Annotated in this window: 19 protein-coding genes; 12 read left to right on the top strand and 7 right to left on the bottom strand. The window is 70.5% G+C overall.

Going from position 1 to position 22,904, the window contains the following annotated elements:
- Positions 1-213: 213 nt before the first annotated feature.
- The 5 genes from P3T29_RS01075 (at position 214) to P3T29_RS01095 (ending at position 6,097) form a co-directional block, all read left to right on the top strand.
- A complete protein-coding gene (locus tag P3T29_RS01075) occupies positions 214-1,830 on the top strand; it encodes a ferritin-like domain-containing protein (protein WP_280714269.1) in 1,617 nt (538 codons plus the stop codon).
- Positions 1,831-2,371: 541 nt separating this feature from the next.
- Positions 2,372-2,890 carry a hypothetical protein gene (locus tag P3T29_RS01080; RefSeq protein ID WP_280714270.1) on the top strand — a complete coding sequence of 173 codons (519 nt, stop codon included), beginning with the start codon at positions 2,372-2,374 and terminating at the stop codon, positions 2,888-2,890.
- A 105-nt stretch (positions 2,891-2,995) separates the two neighbouring features.
- Complete coding sequence (locus tag P3T29_RS01085) at positions 2,996-3,922, top strand: ketopantoate reductase family protein (protein WP_280714271.1); 927 nt, start codon at positions 2,996-2,998, stop codon at positions 3,920-3,922.
- A gap of 129 nt (positions 3,923-4,051) precedes the next feature.
- Positions 4,052-5,359, top strand: coding sequence for an Nramp family divalent metal transporter (locus P3T29_RS01090; RefSeq protein WP_280714272.1), 1,308 nt, complete (start codon positions 4,052-4,054; stop codon positions 5,357-5,359).
- A gap of 72 nt (positions 5,360-5,431) precedes the next feature.
- On the top strand, positions 5,432-6,097 hold the full coding sequence (locus P3T29_RS01095) for a hypothetical protein (RefSeq protein WP_280714273.1): 666 nt from the start codon (positions 5,432-5,434) through the stop codon (positions 6,095-6,097).
- Between the two features lie 122 nt (positions 6,098-6,219).
- Here P3T29_RS01095 and P3T29_RS01100 read toward each other — a convergent pair whose 3' ends face one another.
- From P3T29_RS01100 to P3T29_RS01125, 6 genes are all read right to left on the bottom strand, one after another.
- Positions 6,220-8,310: a hypothetical protein gene (locus tag P3T29_RS01100; RefSeq protein ID WP_280714274.1), complete on the bottom strand. Its 2,091-nt coding sequence runs from the start codon at positions 8,308-8,310 to the stop codon at positions 6,220-6,222.
- Between the two features lie 524 nt (positions 8,311-8,834).
- A complete protein-coding gene (locus tag P3T29_RS01105) occupies positions 8,835-10,361 on the bottom strand; it encodes a cytochrome P450 (RefSeq protein WP_280714275.1) in 1,527 nt (508 codons plus the stop codon).
- A gap of 40 nt (positions 10,362-10,401) precedes the next feature.
- Positions 10,402-10,761, bottom strand: a complete 360-nt coding sequence (locus P3T29_RS01110; protein WP_280714276.1) for a DUF742 domain-containing protein — start codon at positions 10,759-10,761, stop codon at positions 10,402-10,404.
- The gene (locus P3T29_RS01115) at positions 10,758-11,165 is read right to left on the bottom strand and encodes a roadblock/LC7 domain-containing protein (protein ID WP_280714277.1); all 408 of its coding nucleotides are present in this window, start codon (positions 11,163-11,165) and stop codon (positions 10,758-10,760) included. Before P3T29_RS01115 ends, P3T29_RS01110 begins: the two co-directional genes overlap by 4 nt.
- Positions 11,162-12,691 carry an ATP-binding protein gene (locus P3T29_RS01120; protein ID WP_280714449.1) on the bottom strand — a complete coding sequence of 510 codons (1,530 nt, stop codon included), beginning with the start codon at positions 12,689-12,691 and terminating at the stop codon, positions 11,162-11,164. The genes P3T29_RS01115 and P3T29_RS01120 overlap by 4 nt, the downstream gene beginning before the upstream one ends.
- A gap of 263 nt (positions 12,692-12,954) precedes the next feature.
- Positions 12,955-14,109: a DUF6183 family protein gene (locus P3T29_RS01125; RefSeq protein ID WP_280714278.1), complete on the bottom strand. Its 1,155-nt coding sequence runs from the start codon at positions 14,107-14,109 to the stop codon at positions 12,955-12,957.
- Positions 14,110-14,506: 397 nt separating this feature from the next.
- On the opposite strand from P3T29_RS01125, the gene P3T29_RS01130 reads away from it, so the two are divergent.
- From P3T29_RS01130 to P3T29_RS01145, 4 genes are all read left to right on the top strand, one after another.
- Positions 14,507-16,330 (top strand): FAD-dependent oxidoreductase, encoded by a 1,824-nt coding sequence (locus P3T29_RS01130; RefSeq protein ID WP_280714279.1) that lies wholly within the window; start codon positions 14,507-14,509, stop codon positions 16,328-16,330.
- Between the two features lie 322 nt (positions 16,331-16,652).
- Positions 16,653-17,948 carry a serine hydrolase domain-containing protein gene (locus P3T29_RS01135; protein WP_280714280.1) on the top strand — a complete coding sequence of 432 codons (1,296 nt, stop codon included), beginning with the start codon at positions 16,653-16,655 and terminating at the stop codon, positions 17,946-17,948.
- A 199-nt stretch (positions 17,949-18,147) separates the two neighbouring features.
- Positions 18,148-18,606 carry a cupin domain-containing protein gene (locus P3T29_RS01140; RefSeq protein ID WP_280714281.1) on the top strand — a complete coding sequence of 153 codons (459 nt, stop codon included), beginning with the start codon at positions 18,148-18,150 and terminating at the stop codon, positions 18,604-18,606.
- A gap of 326 nt (positions 18,607-18,932) precedes the next feature.
- Positions 18,933-19,352: a nuclear transport factor 2 family protein gene (locus P3T29_RS01145; RefSeq protein ID WP_280714282.1), complete on the top strand. Its 420-nt coding sequence runs from the start codon at positions 18,933-18,935 to the stop codon at positions 19,350-19,352.
- A 170-nt stretch (positions 19,353-19,522) separates the two neighbouring features.
- Here the strand turns inward: P3T29_RS01145 and P3T29_RS01150 are convergent, their stop codons facing one another.
- Positions 19,523-20,119, bottom strand: a complete 597-nt coding sequence (locus tag P3T29_RS01150; RefSeq protein ID WP_280714283.1) for a TetR/AcrR family transcriptional regulator — start codon at positions 20,117-20,119, stop codon at positions 19,523-19,525.
- 93 nt (positions 20,120-20,212) lie between these two features.
- Here P3T29_RS01150 and P3T29_RS01155 point away from each other — a divergent pair, with 93 nt between their 5' ends.
- The 3 genes from P3T29_RS01155 (at position 20,213) to P3T29_RS01165 (ending at position 22,898) form a co-directional block, all read left to right on the top strand.
- Entirely contained in the window at positions 20,213-20,680 is a 468-nt protein-coding gene (locus tag P3T29_RS01155; RefSeq protein WP_280714284.1) for a nuclear transport factor 2 family protein, read from the top strand.
- Between the two features lie 126 nt (positions 20,681-20,806).
- Positions 20,807-21,556 carry an SDR family NAD(P)-dependent oxidoreductase gene (locus tag P3T29_RS01160; protein ID WP_280714285.1) on the top strand — a complete coding sequence of 250 codons (750 nt, stop codon included), beginning with the start codon at positions 20,807-20,809 and terminating at the stop codon, positions 21,554-21,556.
- 424 nt (positions 21,557-21,980) lie between these two features.
- Entirely contained in the window at positions 21,981-22,898 is a 918-nt protein-coding gene (locus tag P3T29_RS01165) for a helix-turn-helix transcriptional regulator (RefSeq protein ID WP_280714286.1), read from the top strand.
- The last annotated feature ends 6 nt before the right edge of the window (positions 22,899-22,904 follow it).

Here is a 22,904-nt window from a genome sequence, read left to right on the forward strand (position 1 = left end):
TCCAACGGGGACAGTTCAATCGGATGCCGAAGAAAGACGGTGACCGATGCTAACACGGTCTCAGAAGGGCGCCGGGAGAACGGGTTGTTCCGGATCGCAATGCCCACTGATAGCCTGAACAAGCGCCGGTGAAATCCCGGGATCCCGCTCGCCGTCAAACTCGCCGTCAAATTCAGTAGACGTGTGTCCCATCGAATCAAGGGGTCGACGAAGATGAGTGACATTACCAACGCGAACGCCGATGAGAAGAGCAGTGGCAAGGCCGGCGGGAGGACCGACGGGCAGTGGCCCGTCGACTCGGCGATCGTCGCCAAGCTGCGGGAGACCTACACCGGTGCGCTGACCGACATTCTCGACGGGCTGGGCTATGTGAAGCAGAGCCTTTCCGGTAATTTCCTGTTCCCGGACCCCAGCATGCGTATGGTCGGGCCGGTCTACCCCGTCGAGTGCACACCGAACCCGCTCGCGGTCTCCCACGGAAAGAGCGCGCGGGGGCTGTTCGAGATGCTCTCCTCGGTGCCCGGCGACCATATCGCCGTGGTGCAGATGAACGGCATCGACGCCTCGATCTTCGGTGACCTCTCCATCACCGCGCTGCAGGCGCAGGGTGCGGCGGGCGCGCTCATTGACGGTGGTGCCCGCGACCTGCACTCGGTGCACGACATGGACTTTCCGGTGATCTCCCGGTTCGTCCGCCCGCAGGGCTTCATCCAGCGCGGCGACTGGGTCAGCTGGGGCAAGGACCCGGTGCACATCGAAGGCGTGCGGATCGCCCCCGGCGACTACCTGGTCGCCGACGGGTCGGGCGTGGTGATCGTGCCGCAGGAGGTCGCCGCGAAGGTGGCGGACGAGGCATCAGCCGTAGCCCTCAAGGAGGAGGCGCTGCGGGACGCCGTGCGCTCGGGGATGAGCCCGCTGGAGGCGTTCGACCGGTATCTGGTCAACGGTGAGACACGGGAGATCACGACCAGGGAGGCCCGGGAGGTGTCCGACGCGCGGCGCGCGACCCGCAGCGGCTCCCAGGCCCGGAGCGACGGCCAGACCCGAACCGACGGTCAGACCCGGACCGACGGCTGCTGCGGCGGACGCAAGGCCGCCCAGCAGGCCGAGCGCGCCGCGCGCGGGCAGGCCCCGGCGGTGGCGCAGTCGGCCGGCGGCTTCACCCCGTCCCGCTCCTACCAGGGGCGGGTGGGCGAGGGTGACCTGACCAGGCGGGCGGGTGTCGAGCAGCTCGAGGAGCGCGGGGTGGACGTCATCGCCCTGCGGGAGAAGCTGATCGACGCCGCCGCCGCCGAGTTCACGACGTACTACTACTACACCGTGCTGCGGCACTTCCTGGCCGGTAACGAGGACTACAAGGCGATCGCCGAGGACGCCCGGCTGGAGGACCGCTCGCACTTCGAGCTCATCACGCCCCGGATCTTCGAGCTGGGCGGCACCATCCCGTTCGACATCAGGGACTTCGCCGACCGGGCCGGCTGCCCGGACGCCTATCTGCCCAACACCAACAACGGCCGGCTGAGCTGGGGCAACGACGGCGACGACGCCACCAGCCCGGCGAACGCCACCGAGATTCTCACCGTGCTGCTGGAGGCCGAGCGGTGCGCGGTGCGCTCGTGGTGGGAGATCTGCGACATGACCTTCGGCAAGGACCCCCGGACCTACGAACTGGCGATGCGGATCCTCAACGAGGAGATCGAGCACGAGGCGTGGTTCATCGAACTGCTCAGCATGGAAAGGGACGGGGTGGCGCGTCCGTCCGGACACTTCAAGCGGGGTGGAGTCGGTGACGCACCTTGGAGCAGGAACCGGCCGTTCGACCACTCCTGACGGGCCCGGCTTCGAGGTCCGGATCGAATTCCAGGGAACCGTTTCGACGATTGCCGCCCGGCCGGGGGAATTCCTGCTGGACGCGGCCGCGCGGCACGGACTCTGGCTCCCCCGGACGTGTTGTCAGGGGTGGTGCACCTCCTGCGCGGCCCGGATCGAACAGGGACAGGTCGAGCACTCGGCGGCCCGGCGGTTCTATCCCGCTGACGAATCCGCCGGTTTCGCTCTGCTCTGCACGGCCCGGCCGCTGTCGGCGGTAACGGTGCTGGCCGGTCAGCACGCGGCATTCCGTGAACACCGGATCCGTAACGGACTGCCGGTGCCCAGGGCCTGATATCCGGAAGTACTCGCCGGACCGAGGAGCCGCCGGAGTCGAAAAAGGGAGACCTTTCGAAAAGGAGAGGCCTGAGGACGAGGAGTCGTGGACGGTGCGGTTGGGAGAATCCCCAACCGCACCGTCCGCATTCCTCCGTTCCGGTCACCGATTGCCTATTCGATGGTCCGTTGACAGCTCTGCCGACGCTCTGTTTCGCTGTCGGACATGCGAATCTTCATAGCGAACAGGCTCTGTATGAGCGTGGAAGGTCTCGACTTCCTCAATCCGAACCGCCTTCAGGACGGCAGGGAGTGCGGAGTACGGCTGGAGCTGCGGATCGTCGAGAGGGACACCCTCCCCGGGTCGATCTACGCGTCGCGCGCGCTCTCGATCAGTCGGGGGGTCTGCCGGTTCGACCTGCTGGAGTCCGCCCCGGGAGCCCAGGACCGGATGCACTGGCACCCGGAGATGCCGAACGGCGAGGGCCGTAAGCGCCTGTACGACGAGGAGCTGAGCCGGGACCCGCTGGGCTGGCTGGGGCGCCAACTGCGCGGCGGTGTAGCGCTGCTGGAGATGGCCGGGATCGACGATGCCGAGCGCTTCGCCCGCGACGCCGACGCCCTGGGCGGGATGGCCGATGACATCGTCGCCGCCGCGGCCGCCGCCCTGGACGGCTTCCGACTGAGCCCTTGGCCGGCGGTGAAGGGACGTGACGAACGCGGAATGGCCTTGGTGGACTTCTGAGGCCGAGCGGCCTGATACCCGCCGACCTGATTCCCGCCCGCCCGGACCCGACCGGGTGCGGGTCTGTGCGTGCCGTCCGGTTCCGTGCCAGTGCGAAGGGTTCAGATGAGGGTACTTGTCGTAGGAGCGGGCGCGACCGGTGGCTACTTCGGCGGACGGCTCGCCGAGGCCGGTCGCGACGTGACGTTTCTGGTCCGGCCGGAGCGGGCGGCGCAGCTGCGATCCGGCGGGCTGGTGATCAACAGCCCGAACGGAGACCTGCGGCTGGCCCCGAAGCTGGTCACGGTCGGGGAGCTGACGGACAGTTACGATCTGGTGCTGCTGACCGTCAAGTCCTACGCCCTCGAGCAGGCCGTCGAGGACATCGCGCCGGCCGTCGGCCTGGAGACGGCGATCCTGCCGGTGCTCAACGGTCTGCGGCATGTCGAGCTCCTCGCCGGTCACTTCGGTGACCAGCGGGTCCTGGGCGGAGTCTGCCAGGTGACCACCACGCTCGACCCGGACGGCGGCATCCGCCAGCTGGGCGGCCGGCAGGAGCTCGTCCACGGTGTCTGCCGCGCTCCGGGGCCGGCGCGGGTCCACGAGATCGACGCGGAGCTGCGCGACGCCGGGTTCACCGTCCGCCGCTCCGAGGACATTCGGCAGGAGATGTGGGAGAAGTGGGTGTACGTGGCGGCGGTCGGCGCGGTCACCTGCCTGATGCGCGGGCTGATCGGTGAGGTCGTCGCGGCCCCGGGTGGGCGTGCCTTCGCCGAACGCGTCGTGGCCGAGTGCGTGGCCGTCGCGGCCGCGTCCGGTCACCCGGTCGGTGAGGCGGCGCGGAGCCGGATGCTGGCCACCGTCACCGAGGCGGGGGCGGACACCGCCTCCTCGCTCTACCGCGACCTGCGGCGGGGCGGCCCGGTGGAGGCCGACCACATCCTCGGGGACCTGGCCGCGCGGGCTGCGGAGCGCGGTGTCGAGGTGCCGCTGATCGGCCTCGCGTACACCCATCTCCGCGTCTACCAGGGGGCACCCCGCCGATCCGGCTGACTCGGTGGGGGCAGGCCGTGGAGGGACGTCGGACGTACCGGACAAGGGAGAGCACTCGGTGAACGCGGACACCTGCTGGACGGATCGCGCCGACCCGCGCAGGCCACGGGGTCGGGCGGGTGGGGCCGGATGACACCTCCACCGGTAGAGGTGCTCGACCAGCTCCCCGTCCGGCGGCCACGGAGCGTGCTGGTGCAGCGCGCACGGGGTCTGGTCATGGTCGGGCCCGCCTTCGCCGCTGCCATCGCCTATGTCGATCCGGGCAACTTCGCCACCAACTTCGTGGCCGGGGCCGACTTCGGCTCCCAACTGCTCTGGGTCGTGGTCGTCGCCAACCTGGTCGGGACGCTGGTCCAGTTCCTCTCCGCCAAACTCGGTCTGGCGACCGGTCGGAACCTCGCGGAGCTGTGCCGGGAGCGGTACCCCGGGCCGGTGGTGTGGGGGCTCTGGGTCCAGGCGGAACTCGTGGCGATGGCAACCGACTTGGCCGAGGTGATCGGTGGCGCCGTCGCCCTGTCGCTGCTCTTCGGGCTGCCGCTGGTGGTGGGCGGAGTCCTGGTCACCGTCTTCTCCTTCGTTCTGCTCGCCTTCGACACCCGGGGCAAGCGCAAGTTCGAGGCGGTGATCGCGGCCTGCCTGGCGTGCATCCTGGTGGGCTTCGCCTGGAGTCTGCTGCGGGCGGGAGTGCGGCCGGGTGACTTCGGCGGCGGGCTGCTGCCCACGCTGCCCGGCTCCGCAGGGCTGCTCATCGCCGGCGGCATCGTGGGCGCGACGGTGATGCCGCACGTGGTCTTCGTACACTCGGATCTGACGCGGCGTCACGTCATCGAACTGCCCGGCCGGGAGCGGGGAGTGGGCCGGGTGCGGCCGGTGAACCCGGACCGGACGCGCCGGCTGCTCCGCCAGGTCCGTCTCGACGTCTTCGTGGCGCTGGGGTTGGCCGGCCTGGCGAACATGGCCATGCTGGTCGTCGCGGCGAAACTGTTCCACGCGGGCCCGATCGCGGTCGACACCCTGGAGAGCATCCACGCCGGTTTCGGTACGCTGCTCGGGGGAGGGGCGGCGCTCGCCTTCGCCCTCGCGCTGCTCGCCGCCGGGCTGGCCTCCACCTCGGTCGGCACCTTGGCGGGGCAGGTCATCATGGCCGGGTTCATCGGCCGCTCGCTGCCGGTCCTGCTGCGCCGTCTGATCACCGCGCTGCCCGCACTCGTCGTACTGGCCGTCGGGGTCGATCCGACCCAGGCGCTGATCTGGTCCCAGCTCGTCCTCTCCTTCGGCATCCCCTTCGTCCTGGTACCCCTCATCCGCTTCACGCGTGCGCCGGAGCTGATGGGGCCGCTGGTCAACACCCGAGCCACCACGGTTGCCGCCGTCCTCGTCACCGGAGTCGTCGTCGTGCTCAACGTCGTGCTCGCGGCGGCGGTTCTCACCACCTGACGGGACGTTCCGCCACCCGTTCTCCGACCGCTCGGTACTCACCGTCATCATCGCCAACAGGAGGCGCACCCAGTGTCATCGACGAACCAGTCCATACGCGAACCTCGGTGGTCCAGGTCATCGGCCCGCCGACTCGCCACCTACCTGAGCGGCTGCCTGCTCTTCTCGCTTGGCGGCTACCTCTTCATCTACTCCGATCTCGGCACCGACCCGCTCGACGTCTTCTCGCTCGGGCTGCTCAAGCACGTACCGCTGACGGTGGGCATCGCGCAGGCGGGTATCGCGGCGGTGTGCATCCTCATCTGGTCGCTCTGGTACCGGCGCCGTCCCGTGGTGCTGCCGTTCGTCACGTTCCTCATGTGCGGCAGCATCATCGACGTCCTGCGGGCTCTCCAACCGGCGCGGTTCCTGCCGCTGACCCATTTCGCGATCATGCTCCTGGCCACCATGCTGTGCGCCTACGCCTCGTCGCTGATCATCATGAGCGGGGTCGGCATCCGGGCGATGGACCTGCTGGCGATCGCCATGGTCGAGAAGTGGGGCTGGCAGCTGTGGATCGCCAAGATGTCCCTGGAGGGCGTCCTGCTGCTCACGGGCTACCTGATGGGCGGGCCGGTGGGCATCGGAACGGTGTGCTTCCTGGTGGTGGTGGACACCCTCATCCAGCCCTTCATGCGGGTCAACACGCGCGTCCTGCGGATGCGCAACCTCGGAATGCCCGCGCTCGAGAAGCCCTGACCCCGGAGCCGTCCGTCGGGCGCGCGGAGCCGGAGCCTCGCGCGGCCCGGGCCGGGCCGCCGAACGGAAGGCGCGGGGCGCTGCGGTGTGCAGCGCCCCGCCCGCCCGGTGGTCCGGTGGTGTCAGGACCGGAGGGTCCAGGACTGGCCGGGCGCCGTGCCGTTGGCCGGGTTGGTCACCACGGTCGAGCCGGCGGTGGCGGCGGAGGTGTCGAGGGCCAGGCCGGTGGCGACGTTGGTGACGGTCAGTGCGCCGCTCGCGGCGTTCTGCAGGACCCGCCACTCCTGCCAGGCGTTGCCCGGTGAGTAGTTGAGCAGGTAGGCGCTGTTACCGGGCGCGGTTCCGGCGGCGAGCACGGTGTGCACCTGGGTGCCGGTGTCGCAGTTGTCGCTGATCCGGACGGTGCCGTCGGGGTTGGTCGTGAACGTCCACTGCTCGGACGTGTGGGTGGGCCACCAGGTGTTGACGTCGGCGGAGGCGCCGACCGGGGAGCTGCAGGTGCCGGAGACCTCGAGGACCTGGCCGCCGGTGCCGCCGGCGCCGACGGTGTGGTACTTCCCGTCGCCGACGACCGTGGCCGGGATCGTGGTGGGCAGCGGCGAGAGCCGGTACATGGCGACCGCGCTCGGAGCCAGCGAGGCGCTGATGGCGCCGGTGACGTTGCCGGCGGACCCGCTCCACAGCTCCTTGGCGGAGTATCCCGGGCCGGTCAGGCCGAGCGCGGAGAGACTGGTGCTGACCGTCCGGCTGTACGTCGGGTCCTGGTTGACCAGCAGCACCGCCGTGTCACCGTTGGCCAGTTGGCGCTTGAGCACCACGGGCGCGGTGGCGGAGTCCGGGGCGCTGCCGACCAGGGTGGCGGGCTTGGCCAGGCTGTCCTGGTCGATCCCGATCACATCGGCGTTCTTGTAGATCGCCAGGCTGTCGCTGTTGATGCCGGTGGTCCAGTTGACGCCGTTGTAGCTGTGCTGCGAGTCGGCGGCGTTGCGCAGGTCGGCGCCGGAGATCAGCGGCGAGGCCATCATCGACAGGATCGACATCTCGGTGCGCGACTCGTCGTCGGTGAACGACTTGGCGCTGACGTTGTTGTCGGTGACGCCGTACACGCCGTAGGGGTCGTTCCAGCCGGTGAACATCATGTCCATGTCGTTCCAGCTGCCGGGCCGTACGTTGCCCGAGTCCTGCAGCGCGGTCTGCAACTGGCTGTTGTAGAGGATGCCGTTGATCTCGCTGTCGCGGTCGCCGCCGATCCGGCACAGGTTGGCGACCTGACCGCACCAGGTGCCGGTGGGGGCGTAACCGGGGGCGCTGTACTGCGGGGTGCCGGCGGCCAGGATCACCGGGTCGGTACGGGCCGGGTCGTTCGCGTTCAGCAGGTACGGCACGCCGCTGTGCACCGGCTGCGCCGAGACGCTCAGCGTCACCCGGGGGCGGCCCTGCGCGGCGGAGGCGCTGTCCAGCGCGCGCTGGAAGGTCTGCACCCGGGCGTACATGGACTGGGTGAGTTCCTTGCCCTCGCCCTGGGTGTAGTAGTTGTGCCCGTCCGGGCCGGTGATCTGCGGACCGTAAGGGCAGTCGTCGTACTTGACGTAGTCGACGCCCCAGGAGACGAAGTCGGTGGCGTCGGTGGACTCGTGGCCGAGGCTGCCGGGGTGGCCCTGGCAGGTGGTGTACGTGTCGGTGCCGTACAGGCCGAACTTCATACCTTTGCTGTGGGCGTACCAGGCCAGGTACTGGATGCCGTTGACGCTCTGGCCGTTCACCGTCTGGGACGGGTAGGCGGCGTTCGGGACCAGGTGACCCGAGGTCGGGTCGTTGCCCGTGCCGTCGGTGCCGAGGACCGGGTTGCCGTTGTCGTCGTACAACTGCATCGCGTTGTAGGAGTTCTTCGCCAGGTCGGTGCTCTGGTCACTGCGGTGCGACAGCGACCAGCCGTCGTCGATGGTCACCGTGTTGTAGCCGGCCGCGACCAGGCCGTTGGCCGACATGAAGTCGATGGTCTGCTTGACCTGTTGCTCGGTCACGCCGGTTCCGAGCGAGTTCCAGGAGTTCCAGCCCATCGGCGGGGTGAGGGCGCTCCCGTTGCCGAGTGCCGCAGCCGGGACCGCCGTCGCCAGGGTGCCTGCGGCTATACCGACGGCGAGTCCGGGGGCGGTCAGGGCCAGCGTCATCAGCACGCTGGGCAGGCGACGGATCTTTCGTGATGCGCGCAAGGACGACTCCGGGGGGACAGGTGGGGGCAGTTGGGGGAGGGGGCCACAGCGCGGTGCCAGGCGGTGACGCGGTAGTACCGCCTGGCTCCGCCGCCGCCGAGGGCACCAGCATGCCCGTGGCGATATCCAACAAAAAGACACAGGCGAGCAGCGCACCCCGGAGGGGGACCGGGTGCATCCGGTCACGACCTGAGCTCTCGTCAGAGCCCGTACGGTGAACGGACGGCAGTGAGTGCGCTGCTCGCCTGCGGCGATGACCTTGACCGGCTGGAGGTTGTCGCGCATCGGAGTGTAATGGCACATGCCACACTTCAATAGACTTCGCGCGGGATTATGTTTGTTGATGAAGGATTACGTTCGTCTGTGTCCAGGTCGGCTGCCCAGGTCGTCGCAGTCCCAAGCCTGCGAGGGGAAGCAGAAGGGAGACCCGCTGTCCGTGGGTCTCCCATTCCCGGGCGGCGCTGTGCGGGCCGGGGTGCTGCTCGGAGTGCTGCTGGGATGCTGCTCGGTCGGCCGGCGCGCCGTCAGTGCCGGAACATCCCGGCCAGGACGCTCCACCAGCTGCGGCGCTGCTGGGGGACGGTGGCCGTGGCGGCCGGGCCGGTGGGCGGCGCGATCGGCTGAGCCGGCGGGGTGTCGGGCGTGGCGGGGGTCGTCGTCGGTGGTGTCGTGGGCGCGGTGCCTCCGGTGGCGGTCGCCTCCCCCTTGGGCTTCGATCGCGGGGTGAAGCGCACCGGCAGCTCGACCAGGTGCCGGGACAGCCAGGCTGACGTCCAGGTCAACTCGTCCTCAGGAATGGCGAGTTGGATGTCCGGCAGGCGGGTCAGCAGGATGTCGATGCTGGTCTCCGCGATGGCCCGGCCGATATCCTGGCCGGGGCACTCGTGCGGGCCGCCGCCGAAGGCCAGGTGGGAGCGGTTGCCGTAGAGCGGCTTCGACAGGTCGGGGCGGACGGCGGGGTCGACGTTGCCGGCCGCGAGACCGAGCAGGAGCATGTCGCCGGCCCTGATCTGCTGCCCGCCGAGTTCGGTGTCCCCGGTGGCCCAGCGGCCCGCGACCAGCGACATCGGCGCGGAGTCCCAGAGGACCTGGTCCAGGGCGTCGGGCAGGGTCATGTGGCCGCCGGACAGGTGGGTGCGGAACCGCCGGTCGGTGAGGAGGAGCTTCAGGGTGTCCGCGATCAGGTTGACGGTCGTCTCGTTCGCGGCGAGCAGCACCACCCGCAGATGCTCCAGCACCTCGTCGTCGGTGAGTCCGGCGCTGTGCTGCATCAGCCAGGACACGAGATCGGCGCCGGGCGCCACCCGCTTACGCTCCATCAGCCGGCGCAGCGTCGCCACGACGTAGTCGTTGCTCGCGATGGCCGTCTCGGTGCCCTTCATCAAGTCCCGGGCGGCGTCCACCAGTCGGGGCCCGTACTCCTCGGGCATGCCGACCACCTGGGTCATCACGAGCATCGGCAGGTGCTCGGCGAACCGGGCCACCAGCTCGGCCTGGCCGGTGGGTCCGAAGTCCTGGATCAGCTGGTCGGCGAAGCGGGTGACGTAGCGGCGGATCCCGCGCCGGTCGAAGCGGTTCAGACTGTCGGTGACCGCCCTGCGCAGGCGCTTGTGCTCCTCGCCGTCCGCGAAAACGCACAGCGGCTGCCAGGCGATCACCGGCATCAGCGGGGAGTCCGGGGTGACCAGGCCCTGCTGGAACGCCGTCCAGCGGCGGGAGTCCCGGGAGAACCGGGACGGCGTGCGCATGGCGGTGAGGTTCGCGGAGTGGCCGAGGATCAGCCAGGCCGGGAGGTCGCCGTGCAGCAGCACGGGCGCCACCTCGCCGTGCTCGGCGCGCAGTTTCTCGTACAGGCCCGCCGGGTCGGCCTCGGCCTCCGGCCCGTAGAGCCGCCGGAGACCGTCGGCGCCGAGACCGTCTGCGCCGAGGCCGTGGGTGTCAGGGCCGTGGGTAGCGAGTCCGCCGGTGTCGAACTCGCCGGTGTCGAGCCGGTGGGCGGGGCAGCCGGGTGGCGGGGTGAGTGAGAGGTCGTCGGAGAAGGGGGTGGTCACGGTACCTCCGGGGTAGGTGTGAGGTGGTCGGGGTGAGCGGTCAGAGCTTCTGAAGTCCATGCATCACCGCCTTTAGCAGGGCGCGGTCGGGCAGGACCGCCTGCGGGACGGAGGCGCGGGCCTCGATCCGTCCCTCGGCGAGGAGGTCCGCGAGCAGCACGGTGACCACGCTCACCGGCAGCCGCAGGTAGGCGGAGATCTCGGCCACGGACAGCGGCGAGCCGCAGATCCGCAGGATCGCCGCGTGTTCCGGCTGCATCGTGGGCGCCGGCTCCGAGCGGGAGACGATCAGGGTGACCAGGTCGACTGCGGATCGCTCGGCCAGGCCGCTGCGGCCGCGCGTGATCACATAGAGCCGTTCGGGGCTGCCTTCGTCCCAGACCTGGTCGGCTGCGCTCATGCGACCTGCTCGCCGCCCCGCGCAGGAGTGCTGAGATGTTCGCCGATCCGGGCGACCAGGTCCCGCATCCGATGGCCCATCAGCCCGGCGTCGACCCCCTGGTCGGCCAGCACCGCGAGGTACGCCCGGGCGCCGGCCGCCATCAGGTAGAAGAACCCGCCACCCAGCTCGATGACCACCAGCCGCATCCGCCCGTCACCGTGCGGGAACTCGGTGGCGACGGCGCCCGCCAGGCTCTGCAGACCGGCGCAGGCGGCGGCGAGCCGGTCGGCGGTGTCGGTGTCGGTGCCGTACTGGGCCATCCGCAGGCCGTCGGCGGAGAGCACGACTACGTGGCGGGTGTGCGGGACGCAGTCAGCCAGTTCCTTGAGCATCCAGTCCATGTTGGTCCGCTGCTGAATCACTGTTCGCTCTTCCCTGCCGACGCGTCGCTGGTGTGGCCGGATGCCGCACCGGTGGACGGCGGGTGGCCGTTCACCCCTTCGTGGAACGCGGCCAGCCATATACCGGGCTGTTCCGACGCCTCGGCCGGCGCGGGGATCCTGGGGGCTTCGGGCGTGCCCGTCCGGGCAGGCGTGGCGTGGCGGCGCCGCTGGGGCAGGCCGTTCGGGGGCGGCTCGCCGTCCGTCGAGCCCGGCCCCGGCGCCGCCCCCGGCGAGGACCAGAAGGAGTCGGGTACCGTCCTCGGCCCCCACGAGCTGGAACCGCCCATCGGCCGGGAACCGGCGGCCGGGACCGCTCGACGGCCGGGGGCGGCTCCGATTCCGTGCGCCCGGCCGGTGGCGGGTGCCGTGGTGATCAGCTCCTGCGGGACGATCAGCACCGCGCGCACGCCGCCGTACGCGGAGGGCCGCAGCGAGACCTGGAAGCCGTACGCCTGCGAGAGCCGCCCGACCACGGCCAGGCCGAGGCGGGGCGTCTCACCGAGGTCGTTGAGGTCGATCCCGGCCTGCGCCTCCTTGAGCATCCGCTCGGCGCGGGCCCGGCCCTCCTCGCTCAGGCTCAGGCCGCCGTCCTCGATCTCGATGGCGATGCCGGTCTGCACCTCGACGGCGGTCAGGTGCACGTTGGTCTGCGGCGGGGAGTAGCGGGTGGCGTTGTCGAGCAGTTCGGCCAGCGCGTGGATCAGCGGCTCGGCGGCGGGTCCGATGACGGCGACCTCGGAGACCGGGTGCAGTTCCACCCGCTGGTAGTCGAGGATCCGCGAGATGCCACCGCGCAGCACGCTGTACAGCGGGACGGACCGGCTCCACTGGCGGCCGGGGCGGGCGCCACCGAGGACGGCGATGCTGTCCGCGAGGCGCCCGACCAGCGCGTTTCCGTGGTCCAGGCGCAGCAGGTCGTCGAAGACGGCCGGGTCGTTGCCGTGCCGGTCCTCCATCTCCCGCAGGTCCTGGGCCTGCCGGTGGACGATCGCCTGCACCCGGCGGGCGATGTTCACGAACGCGCGCTGCGCGGACTCGCGCAGGCCCTCCTCCGCGTCGACCGCCTCCAGCACCGAACGCAGCACCGCCTGCCGGGCGGCCTGGAACTCGGGGCCGACGACGCTGTCGTGGGACTCGTACGCCTTCAGCACGTCCTCGGTGAACTCGCCACGCTGGAGCCGGGCGACCGCCTCGGGCAGCGCGACCTTCGCAAGCTGGACCGTCGCGGCCTCCTGCCGGGCCAGCCGACGGCGCAGCTCGCTCTCCTGCTGGGTGTACCGCTCTTGCAGGCGGGCCAGCGTCCGCCCGCGCCGCGCCGCCTCGGCGGCCACCACGGCCACCGCTGCGGTGCCCACGACCCCGCACCAGACGACTCCCGCGCGGGCACCGGTGGAGGCCACCGACGCGGCGACGGCGGCGGCGGCAGCCGTCACCACCACGGGGAGGAGCCAGCCGAGAACGGAAACGGAGTGGCGACCTCCGGGTAACGATCCGGCACGGAGCATCAGCATCCTCAAACGATCGAAAGAGTACGGCGGGGAGGGACCAGGATTGCCCTGCCCCGGGCTCGTCGGAGCGCTGCCCGGGCCCAGTTCGCTCATGAGAGGGGTCTGCTGCGAAATTGCCACGCGGCGCGGAGGGTCCGTGGTAGAGCGGGGTCCACGGCCTGGTCCGGTCCCCGTTGCTGCGTCCACGCCGACCGGACCTGCGCGGACGTCGCCTTGTTCGCGCGTGCGACGGCGAGCACCGGTTCGCACTCGGGGTGGAGTCAGTCGGTGTCGGTGGCGGCCAGGAGCGCGATTCGGGTCCGACCGGGGTCGAGGACGGCGAACCCGAGGTCCGTCACCTCTCGGTGGAACCACTGGTTGTCGCTGTGCTCGTCCACCGCGAAGCGCAGCCAGTGGTGCCGGGCCGCGAGCCGGACGGCGTCGTACGGCGACACCGTGAGGTCGAGGTCCAGCAGGGCGTAGAGGCTGTGCCAGGTCAACAGTCGGCTGTAGGCGCCCTGCCGGGACTCGCCCCACAGGCCGCCCGAGTACGCGGACACGAACAGATCGCCGGCCAGGTCGTCCGCCGTGGTGTGCACCGCGACGATCGTGTCCGTGGTGGTCCCGGCCAGGCACTGCGCCGGGAGTTCGGCCAGGAACGCGGCGTTCCAGTCGTCCGGGTCGAGTGGCTGGGCAAGGACGTAGAACTTCGCCTCCCACCTGCCCAGTTGGGCGAGCGGCGCGCCGGCGGCCTCGGCCCGTCCGGTGTCCGGAACCTCCCGGGCGCGGCCTCCGGCGGCAGTGCCGGCCTCGGTCGGCGGGATCTCCGGGTACGCGGCGCGCAGGGTGGCGGGACTCATCGAGCCGGGCATGCTGCCCTCGGTCGTCCGGCACAGCTCGTGCTCGAACCGCAGCGAGGCCAGTGGCAGCCAGGCCAGCGGGTGCCGCAGTTCCTGGAGCCGCCGGGCGTACTCCAGATAGGGCTCGGCGTCGACGCCCCACCGCAGTGCTATCTCCTGGAGCAGACAGGCGCGGAACTCCGCCGGGCCGTCCAGGTGCTCGGGGAGCTGTTCGAACAGTGGCTTCAGCGTCACCCAGCCCGCCCGCTGGACCAACTGCCGGGCCATCCGCCGCACCAGCATCCGGTGGTCGTCCGGTCCGGTCAGGGTCAGCAGGGTGTCGGCCAGGCGGGCGGCCCATTCAGCGGCCTGGTACGAATCCTCGGTGCACAGCGGCTCGGCGATCCACGAGATCGCGCGGGCGCTCTCGGGCCCGGGACGCCGGAGGTGGGCGACGGCCAATTCGTAGAGCCGCGCGGGGTCGGTGGCGGCGCAGGCCTTCAGCGAGCCTGCGTCAGGCAGCGGCGGCACCTCGGGCGGCAGTTCGCCCGGCAGCGCGCCCGGCTCGATCGGCGCCTGGTGCTGATCCCCGTTCATGCCGGGCACCCTACGGGCCCGGGGGGAAGCGCCGCCACGCGTTTACCCCTACCTGGATGATGAAGCAGCGTCAGGCCCCTCGCGGATGCAGGCCAGGTGCCGGAGATGAGCGCGCGGCGCTCCGCAGCCGACTGGCCACGCCGCCCCCGTCCTTGTCGGAGGCGCGTCCATCCGCCGGTCGGCTGTCTTGGCTTCGCTCGGCGCCATGGCTCAGGCAGCTTCCAGAGGCGCGTGGATCGCGTGTCCGTCCGGGCCTTTATCACTGGGGGAGCCGAACTGAGGCGTGAGCCGGGTTTCTTCACTTGTTCGGGTGAACCAGATGATTGGCATGTACCCGGCTCAATTCGGCGGGGTTTGATCTCATCCGACGAATGTGCATTCCATCCCAGGAGCCCTTGTGCCGAACTCGCCTGCCAAGACCAGCGATTCACCCGAGAGCCGCCCGTCCACTGTCGCCCGGCGCAGCTTCCTCGGCTCGGCTGTCGCGGGGGCCGCCGTGGTGGGAGCCACCGGCTTCACCGGGAGCCCGGTCATCAGCCCGCCGGGTTCCGACCGGCCCCACGGGATCGATCCGGTGGTCAGCCGGGACCTGGCCCGCAAGCTCCTGCTGGTCGGCGACAAGGGCGAGGACCTGAAACTGCAGTACCTGCGGATTCTGATAGACGGCCAACTCCCGCCCCGAGCACCGCGCAAGAAGATCCTGATCGTCGGCGCCGGGGTGGCCGGGCTGACCGCCGCCACGCTCCTGAAGAGGGCCGGGCACGAGGTGGTCGTCATCGAGGCCAACGGGAGCCGGGTGGGCGGCCGGGTGAAGACCTTCCGCGACTTCAAGGACAAGGCCCTGTACGCCGAGGCCGGCGCGATGCGGCTGCCGGACTTCCACCCGCTGGTCCGCGCGCTCGTGGACAAGCTCGGACTCAAGCGCCAGCTCTTCTACAACGCCGACGTGGCGCCGGGCGCCGAACCCACCGGCACCATACCCCCGGTCACCTACCGGTCCTTCACCGGCGAGACCTGGACCAACGGCCCGGACGACCACACCTTCACGCCCCCGGTGTCCGGCGGCAAGCGGCTGATCCGTGTCAACGGACTCACCACCACCCGGGCCGCCTACGCCGCCACGCCGAAGAAGGTGAACAGCACGTTCGGCGCGATCGCCGGCACCACCATGGCAGACGCGCTCAACGAGGCCCTCAAGCCCGTGACCGTCTCCGGCGACGCGAACATCAACGACCAGATCGACGCCTGGGCGACCATATTCCAGAAGTACGACGACTACTCCACCCACCGCTACCTGGTCGAGGAGGCCGGGTGGGACCTGGCGAAGATCCAGGCGGCGGGCACCCTGGAGAACCTCACCTCCCGGCTGCACTACTCCCTCGTCCCGACCCTGATGGACCACGCGGCGATCACGCCGACCAACCGGTACTGGGAACTGGTCGGCGGCTTCGACGTCCTGACCGAGGCCCTGGCCGCGCCGCTGAGGAACGACATCCGGATGGGCCGGCGGATGACCCGCCTCATCCAGAGCGCCACCGGGGTCCGCATCGAGACCACCGCCGAGAGCGGCACCGAGGAGTCCTGCGACGGCGCACCGATCCAGCCCACCGAGTGCTTCGAGGGCGACTACGCGATCGTCACCATCCCCTTCAGCGCACTGCGCTTCTGCACCGTCGAACCGCTGATGTCCTACCCCAAGTGCCGGGCCGTCAACGAGCTGCACTACGACTCCGCCACCAAGGTGCTGCTGGAGTTCAAGACCCGCTTCTGGGAGCAGGGACCGAACGGCTTCACCGGCGCGGGCTGCACCTCCGACAGCCCCAGCCGCAACACCTACCTGCCCTCGCACGCCCCGGCCGGATCTCCGGGCGGCGTGGTGCTGGCCTCGTACAGCTGGTCCGACGACGCGTTCCGCTGGGACTCCCTCACCCAGGGCGAGCGGGTCGCGTTCGCCCTGGACGACCTGGAGCGGCTGTTCGGCCCGGTCGTCCGCGCCGAGTACGCCGGTGTGGGCGTCAGCCAGTCCTGGGCCAGGGCCCGCTACGCGCTCGGTGAAGCGGTCATCTTCACCCCGGGCCAGCTGCACGAACTGCACCCCGCCACCCGCACGGTGGAGGGCCGCGTGCACTTCGCGGGCGAGCACACCAGCCTGAAGCCGGCCTGGATCGAGGGCGCCCTGGAGTCTGCGGTCCGCGCCTTCCTGGAGGTCCACCCCCGCTGAATGGTGCGCCCCGCCCCGTACTTGTGAGACCGGGGAGTCCGAACCTGCTTGAACGGAGGCAGGTTCGGACTCCCCGGTCCCGACTCGTGCCGACAGCGCTCACGCTCCCTCGCTCCCTTGCTCCCTCCGACTGAACGGTGAGGCCGACCGGGATCCGCGCAGTGGGGTTTTCTCCACCCCCGCATGGGGCCCAGCACCCGTGTTCTCCGCCCGTGCTCCCGGGACGCTGGTGTGGCCGGGAAACGTCGACCGCTGCGACCCGGCGGACGGTGAACGACGTGCCGCCCGATCGATCCCCGCCGCATATTCAGGAGGACACCTCATGACCGGACACACGCCGTCCCCGCACCACCGTCGGCAGGCGGGTCTGACGCTCGTCCTGGCCGCAGCCCTGACCGGCACGCTCGCCGCCTGCGGGGCGGCCGCCGCACCGCAGGCCGCCCACGCGCCGGCTGGACGCCCGAGCGCGCCAGCCTCGCCGCAGGCCCGGCTGTCCGGGCTCGCCCAGCAGGACGTGGACGCCGGAGCGCCCGGAGTGATCGTCCGGGTCGACGACGGCAACGCACCGGCGGTCGAGATCGCCCGGCAGGCGCCCTGGACCAGGGCCGACCACGTGCTCGCCGCGAGCGACGCGTTCAGGATGGGCTCCAACACCAAGACGATGGTCGCCACCGTGGTTCTCCAACTGGTCGCCGAACACCGGATCCAGCTCGCCGACCCGGTCGAGAAGTGGCTGCCCGGCCTGATCCCGAACGGGGCCGCGATCACCCTGCGGATGCTGCTCGACCACACCAGTGGCCTGTTCAACTACGCCAACGACCCCGACGTCCTGAAGGCGTTCACCGGCCAGGACACCAGGCAGTGGGCCCCGCAGGAGCTGATCGCCGCCGCCGTCCGCCACAACCCGCTGTTCGCGCCTGGCGCCCAGTACTCCTACAGCAACACCAACTACGTCGCGCTCGGCCTGGTCGCCGAGAAGGTCTCGGAACACAGCCTGGGCGAGCTGATCCAGCAGCGGATCGCCGGTCCGCTGCACCTGACACACACCTACCTGGTCACCGGCTCCGACGAGGCGAAGAACCCCGCTCTCGCCCACGGCTACGAGCCCGACGCCGCCCAACTCGCGCCCGTACTGCCGCCTGGCACGCCCGTCGGCACCGCGTTCGCCGGCCCGGCCCGGCCCGACGGCCACGTCGACACCACCTGGACCAACTCCAGCACGGAATGGGCTGCGGGCGGCATGGTCTCCACCGCCCAGGACTGGGCCACGTTCGACACCGCGCTCATGTCCGGGAAGCTCCTGCCGCCCGCCCAGCTCAAGGAGATGCAGACCACCGTCGCGGAGGAGAGCGGCAACCCGAACCGCTACGGGCTCGGCCTGGAGCAGGTGGTCACCCCCTGCGGCACCGTCTGGGGCCACGTCGGCCAGGTACCCGGCTACTCCAGCGAGGACTACACCGACAGCACCGGCCGCCGTACTGTCTCGGTCTTCACCACGACCATCTTCGGCCTCGCCTCGCCGAAGACCGGCGCTGCCGACCAGGCCCTGGTGAACGCCGCAGTCTGCACCATGCTCGACAAGCCGATCCCCAGCACGCCTGCGGCCCCGGCGGGTTGACGTCGGGCCCGCCGGCGTCCCCTCCCACTCTCTGAGCGCAGAGAAGGTTGTTCCGCGACCGGCTCCGGACCGGCCCGCGCCCCACCCGGGCAGGTCGACTATTATCATGAGAGTTAACTTGCATAAAGCGCGCAGGGTGCCTATATTCATGAGGGTTGACCCTGGTAACGATGGCAGTCTCTCTTCGCTGGAGGTTCAGATGGCAGACGTCTCAGTGGTCGGCCCGGACGCCGGTGAGTCGATCCAGCTCGGCCCGACCCGGATGCGGATCCTCGAGGACGGCAGCACGACCGGGCACCGCCTGGGCGTCGGCGAGATCACGCTCGCCCCGCACACCGACGGGCCGCCGCAGCACCGGCATGCCCGGCACGACGAAGGCTTCTACGTGGTGTCCGGCACGGCCCGCTTCACCGTCGGCGAGACTGTGTACGACGTACCCGCCGGAACGCTGGTCATGATCCCGCCCGGCGCCCCGCACACCTTCGCCAACCCGACCGACGGCATCACGGTCCTGCTCAACACGTTCACCCCGGACCTGTACGTCAACTACTTCCGGGATCTGCGCGACATGATCGCCGACGGTCGGCCGCTCACCCCCGAGGCGACGATCGAGGCGATGAGCCGGTACGCCACCGAGCCGGCCACAGACTTCGCCTGAGCATCCACACCCGCACCCGTACCCGCACCGGTAACCCGGCCCGACCCGCCCCAGCCCCGGCCGACTCCTGCCAACCAATCCCGCAGGCCGGGCGCTTCCCGCTCACCGAGCAGCCCGCAACGGTCTTCGCGGCGATCGGCGACTTCGTCGACACCCAGGTCAGGCCCGACAGCGAGTAGCCCGGAGACCAGCGCGAGGCCGCGCCCGCCGTGCCGTTCGCGGCCCGGCGGGCCCGGCGGGCGCGGCGTATGTCAGGACCGCACTACCACTGAAAAGGGCACCTCCATTGACGGGAGGTGCCGCTCGCACGAGCCAGGAGAACCGAGATGTCACTGGACAACGAGAAGATCATCCGCAACGCCTACCAGGTCGCCGAGGATCAGGACGTCGCCGGGTGGGTCGCCGCCTTCACCGAGGACGGGACCTTCACGGACATGTCGATCCCGCACACCTATCGCGGCGCGGACGAACTCGGCAAGACGGTCGAGGTCTACGCGAAGGCGTTTCCCGACATGCATCGCGAACTCGGCCGGTTCTACGTCACCGGCGACATCGTCATCGTGCAGCTGCGGCTCCAGGGCACCCACCTCGGCCCGCTGGAGACGCCCTCGGGCACCGTCCCGGCGACCGGCAAGCGCATGGACGCCCCATGCTGCGACGTGTTCGAGCTGGTCGACGGCAAGATCAAGCGCTTCGACTGCTACGCGGAAGGTTCCGTCATCGCTGCCCAGCTCGGCCTGGCCTGAGCCCGGCGAGTGGCACCTGGGGGAGCCCGGACCCGGCCGATCGCCGGGCTGGGTCCGGGGCCGTGAAGGGCCTGCCGACCGCCCACAGGTGTCCGCGCGCGTGCGGCCTCTTCCTCAACGACCCCGCTGCCTGGACGAACGCACCCTCAACGATCCACCGCAGTGCAGCACTAGCGTTCGACCGGGGTGGCGGCTGCGGCCGCCCACCAGGCGGGTGCGCACGACACGGCGACCTCGACCAGGTCGTCTTTGGTGACGTCCGGATGGCCGAGCCATGCCCTGATGGCTCCGGCGAAGCCGTGGGCCAGGAACTGTGCGGTCACCTGGTGGCTGACGTCGGGAAGGCCACGGCCGGCCGTGCGCTCCAGGAACGAGAGCGCGTAGTCGTTGAAGTGCCGCACCAGGGCGTCGAAGACGCCGCGATCCGCAGGATCGCCCAGCGCGTTCCGGTAGACGGCCGCGAACCGCTCGACGTGGTCGGCCACTTCCCGGACGGCCAGGTGCAGCAGCTCCGGGCCCGGGTACCCCTGGGCGCGGCGCTGCTCCTCCAGTCGGTGCCCGGTCTCCAGATCGGAGTAGAGCGCTTCGATGAGCGGATCCAGTGGGGTGCTGTAGCGGTTGTAGAAGGTCGCCCGGGTGATCCTCGCGCGCTCGGCCAAGTCGGCGACGGTGATCTGGGAGGCGGGCCGCTGCGAGGCGAGTTCCACGACGGCCTGCCGCAGGGCGCTGGTGGTCCGGGTGACTCGCGGGTCGGTCCGATCGCTCACAGCGCTGCCCTCCAGATCCCGCTGACCGGTTGCGGGAGATGCGCACCCAGTGCTCTTATGCATATGTCAAATAGTTTCACGAGGGGAGCCGACATGTCCTCCTACACCTCGATCCCACCCCAGGAAGCCGCCGACCGCCTCGCCATCCGGGAGCTGATCGACGCCTACGCGCACTGCGCCGACCGTCGGGACGGCAAGGGCCAGATGGCCCTGTTCACCGAGGACACCCGCTTCCTGGTGTACATGGACGCCACCGCAGCCGAGCCGACCCAGGAACTGCACGGACGCGAGGCCCTCGCCCCGGTGTTCGACAACCTGAACACCTACCGGGCCACCACCCACTTCAACGGCCAGAGCACGGTGTCCCTCGACGGCGACCGGGCGAGCGGCGAGAGCTACTGCCTGGCCCAGCACATCTCCTTCGGCGCGGATGCCGAGCGCACGATCATGATCGCGTCCATCCGTTACCTCGACGAATTCGTCAAGCAGGACGGCGCGTGGTTCTTCGCCGAGCGCCGTCTGATGGTCGACTGGACCGAGACCCGCCCCTGCACGCCCTGAGAGCCCGCGTCAGACACAGGCTCTGAACGAGCGTCACCTCCCCGGTGGCCTGTCCACCCGGCCGCGCCGCTCGTGCCACCTGATCGGGTGGTTTCGTTCGGCCCGGCCCGTGGCAGTCATCCCGCCATGACTATCCGCGACCAGGTCTGCCTGGTAACCGGCGCAGCCAGCGGGATCGGCCGGGCCGTGGCCGTCCGCTTCGCCGCCGAGGGCGCACACGTCGTCGCCACCGACCTCGACGGCCCAGGGCTCGACCGGCTCGCGGAGCAGCTGCCAGGGACCACGACGGTGGTCGGAGACGTCTCACAGGCGCCTGACGTACGGCGGATGGTCGACGCCGCCGTCGAGCGGTACGGGCGGCTGGATGTCGCGGTGGCCAACGCGGGCGTGCTCCCGCTGATGGAGATCACCGAGGCGGACGGCGACGACTTCGACCGGGTCATGGCGGTGGACGGGCGAGGCATGTTCCTCACCTGCAAGTACGCGATCGAGGCGATGGTGGCGAACGGTGGCGGGGGCGTGATCGTCTGCATCTCGTCCATCTCCGGAGAGGCCGGGCAGCGCGGGCAGGCGGTGTACGGGCCCGCCAAGTTCGTCGCCTCCGGGCTGACCAAGCACCTCGCCGTCGAATGGGCCGACCGGGGCATCCGGGTCAACGCCGTTGCCCCCGGCACCATCCGCACCGAGCGGGTCGCCCGGCTCCCCCAGGAGCCGGGCGGCGCCGCGTACTTGGCGGCGATCGAGAAGCTGCACCCGATGGGCCGCCTCGGCGAACCGGCGGAGGTCGCAGCGGCCGTGCTCTTCCTGGCCTCACCGGAGGCGTCGTTCATCACCGGCGCCGTCCTGCCTGTCGACGGCGGCTACCTCGCCCAGTAGGGAACGATCGGCCGGTCGCATGGCTGGCCGGCGGTTCCCGGCACCCGTCCGCCGTAACCTCCGGGGCGCCCACGCCGCGCCCTGCCCCGCTTGCGGACGACCACGGCCAGGCCGTCTACGACGACAAACGGCCGCCCGGTGGTCGTCGCTGCCAACCTGGCGTGCCGAGGCCAGTCCGAGGGTGCAGGCGGTGATCCAGTCATCCCAGTAGCCGCGATGGTTGAACAACTCCCATAAGGCGGTCGGCAGTTGCATGGCGACGGTGTGTTGCTCGGTCGCGGCGGCTGTTTCGAGTGCTGACATGAGATTGCGGTGCTCGGCATCCAGCCAGGTCTCCGGGGGTCACCTCACACCATCTCAAGCCGCGTTGCCTGGCACTGGCAGGGGCAGGCACGCGCCGCCGCCCGTGTCCATACTCAAGTCCATGAAGAGCAAGTCGCAGTTGGGACGGTTCCTGCGGACACGTCGGGCGCAACTGCAGCCGTCGGACGTCGGGTTGCCGGAGTTCGGTGAGCGGCGGCGGGTGCCGGGACTGCGCCGGGACGAGCTTGCCCGGTTGGCGGGGGTGAGCGAGTCGTACTACACGCGGCTGGAGCAGGGGCTGTCGCGGGGCGCGTCGACGGAGGTACTGGATGCGCTCGCCAGGGCACTTCGTCTGGACGAGACCGAACACCGTCACCTGTGCGACCTCGCTGGTGTCGGGCGGAAAGGCGGTAATGGCCGAACCCACAGGTCGTCGGCGCCCGAGCGCGTCACCGCGACGACCCAGCAGCTGATCGACGCCTTCGGGGACACCCCGGTCGTCGTGCTCGGCCGCAGCAGCGACGTCCTGGCGTGGAACCGTACCGGCCATGCGCTCTTCGCCGGGCACCTCGATCCGAGGAGCCCGGAGGACCCGGCCCGGCGTCCGAACACCGCTCGGCTGGTCTTTCGGGACGCCCACACCCGGGAGCTGTACGAGGACTGGCCGAAGAAGGCCGCAGACGCGGTGGGGAGACTGCGGCTGGCCGTCGGCCGGTACCCCGACGATCCGCTGCTGGCCGCGCTGATCGGTGAACTGGTCATGCACAGCCCGGAGTTCACCGACCTGTGGGCCCGGCACCGGGTCCGGGCCTGGGACCTCGCGGCCTACCGGATGCGGCATCCGCTGGTCGGGCCGATGGACGTCACCCAGCAGGCCATGCCGGTCCCGAACGAGCAGGGACAGCGACTCGTCGCGGTGACCGCCGTGGCGGGTTCCGCCTCGCAGGCCGCGCTGACCCTGCTCGCCCAAGCCACCACCCCACACGGACGCACCCGTCCGGCAACCGACAACCCGTCCACCCTTCCTGAATACCTGTGAATGGAG

This window comes from Kitasatospora sp. MAP5-34 (genome assembly GCF_029894335.1).
In the GTDB taxonomy this organism is placed as follows: Bacteria; Actinomycetota; Actinomycetes; order Streptomycetales; family Streptomycetaceae; genus Kitasatospora.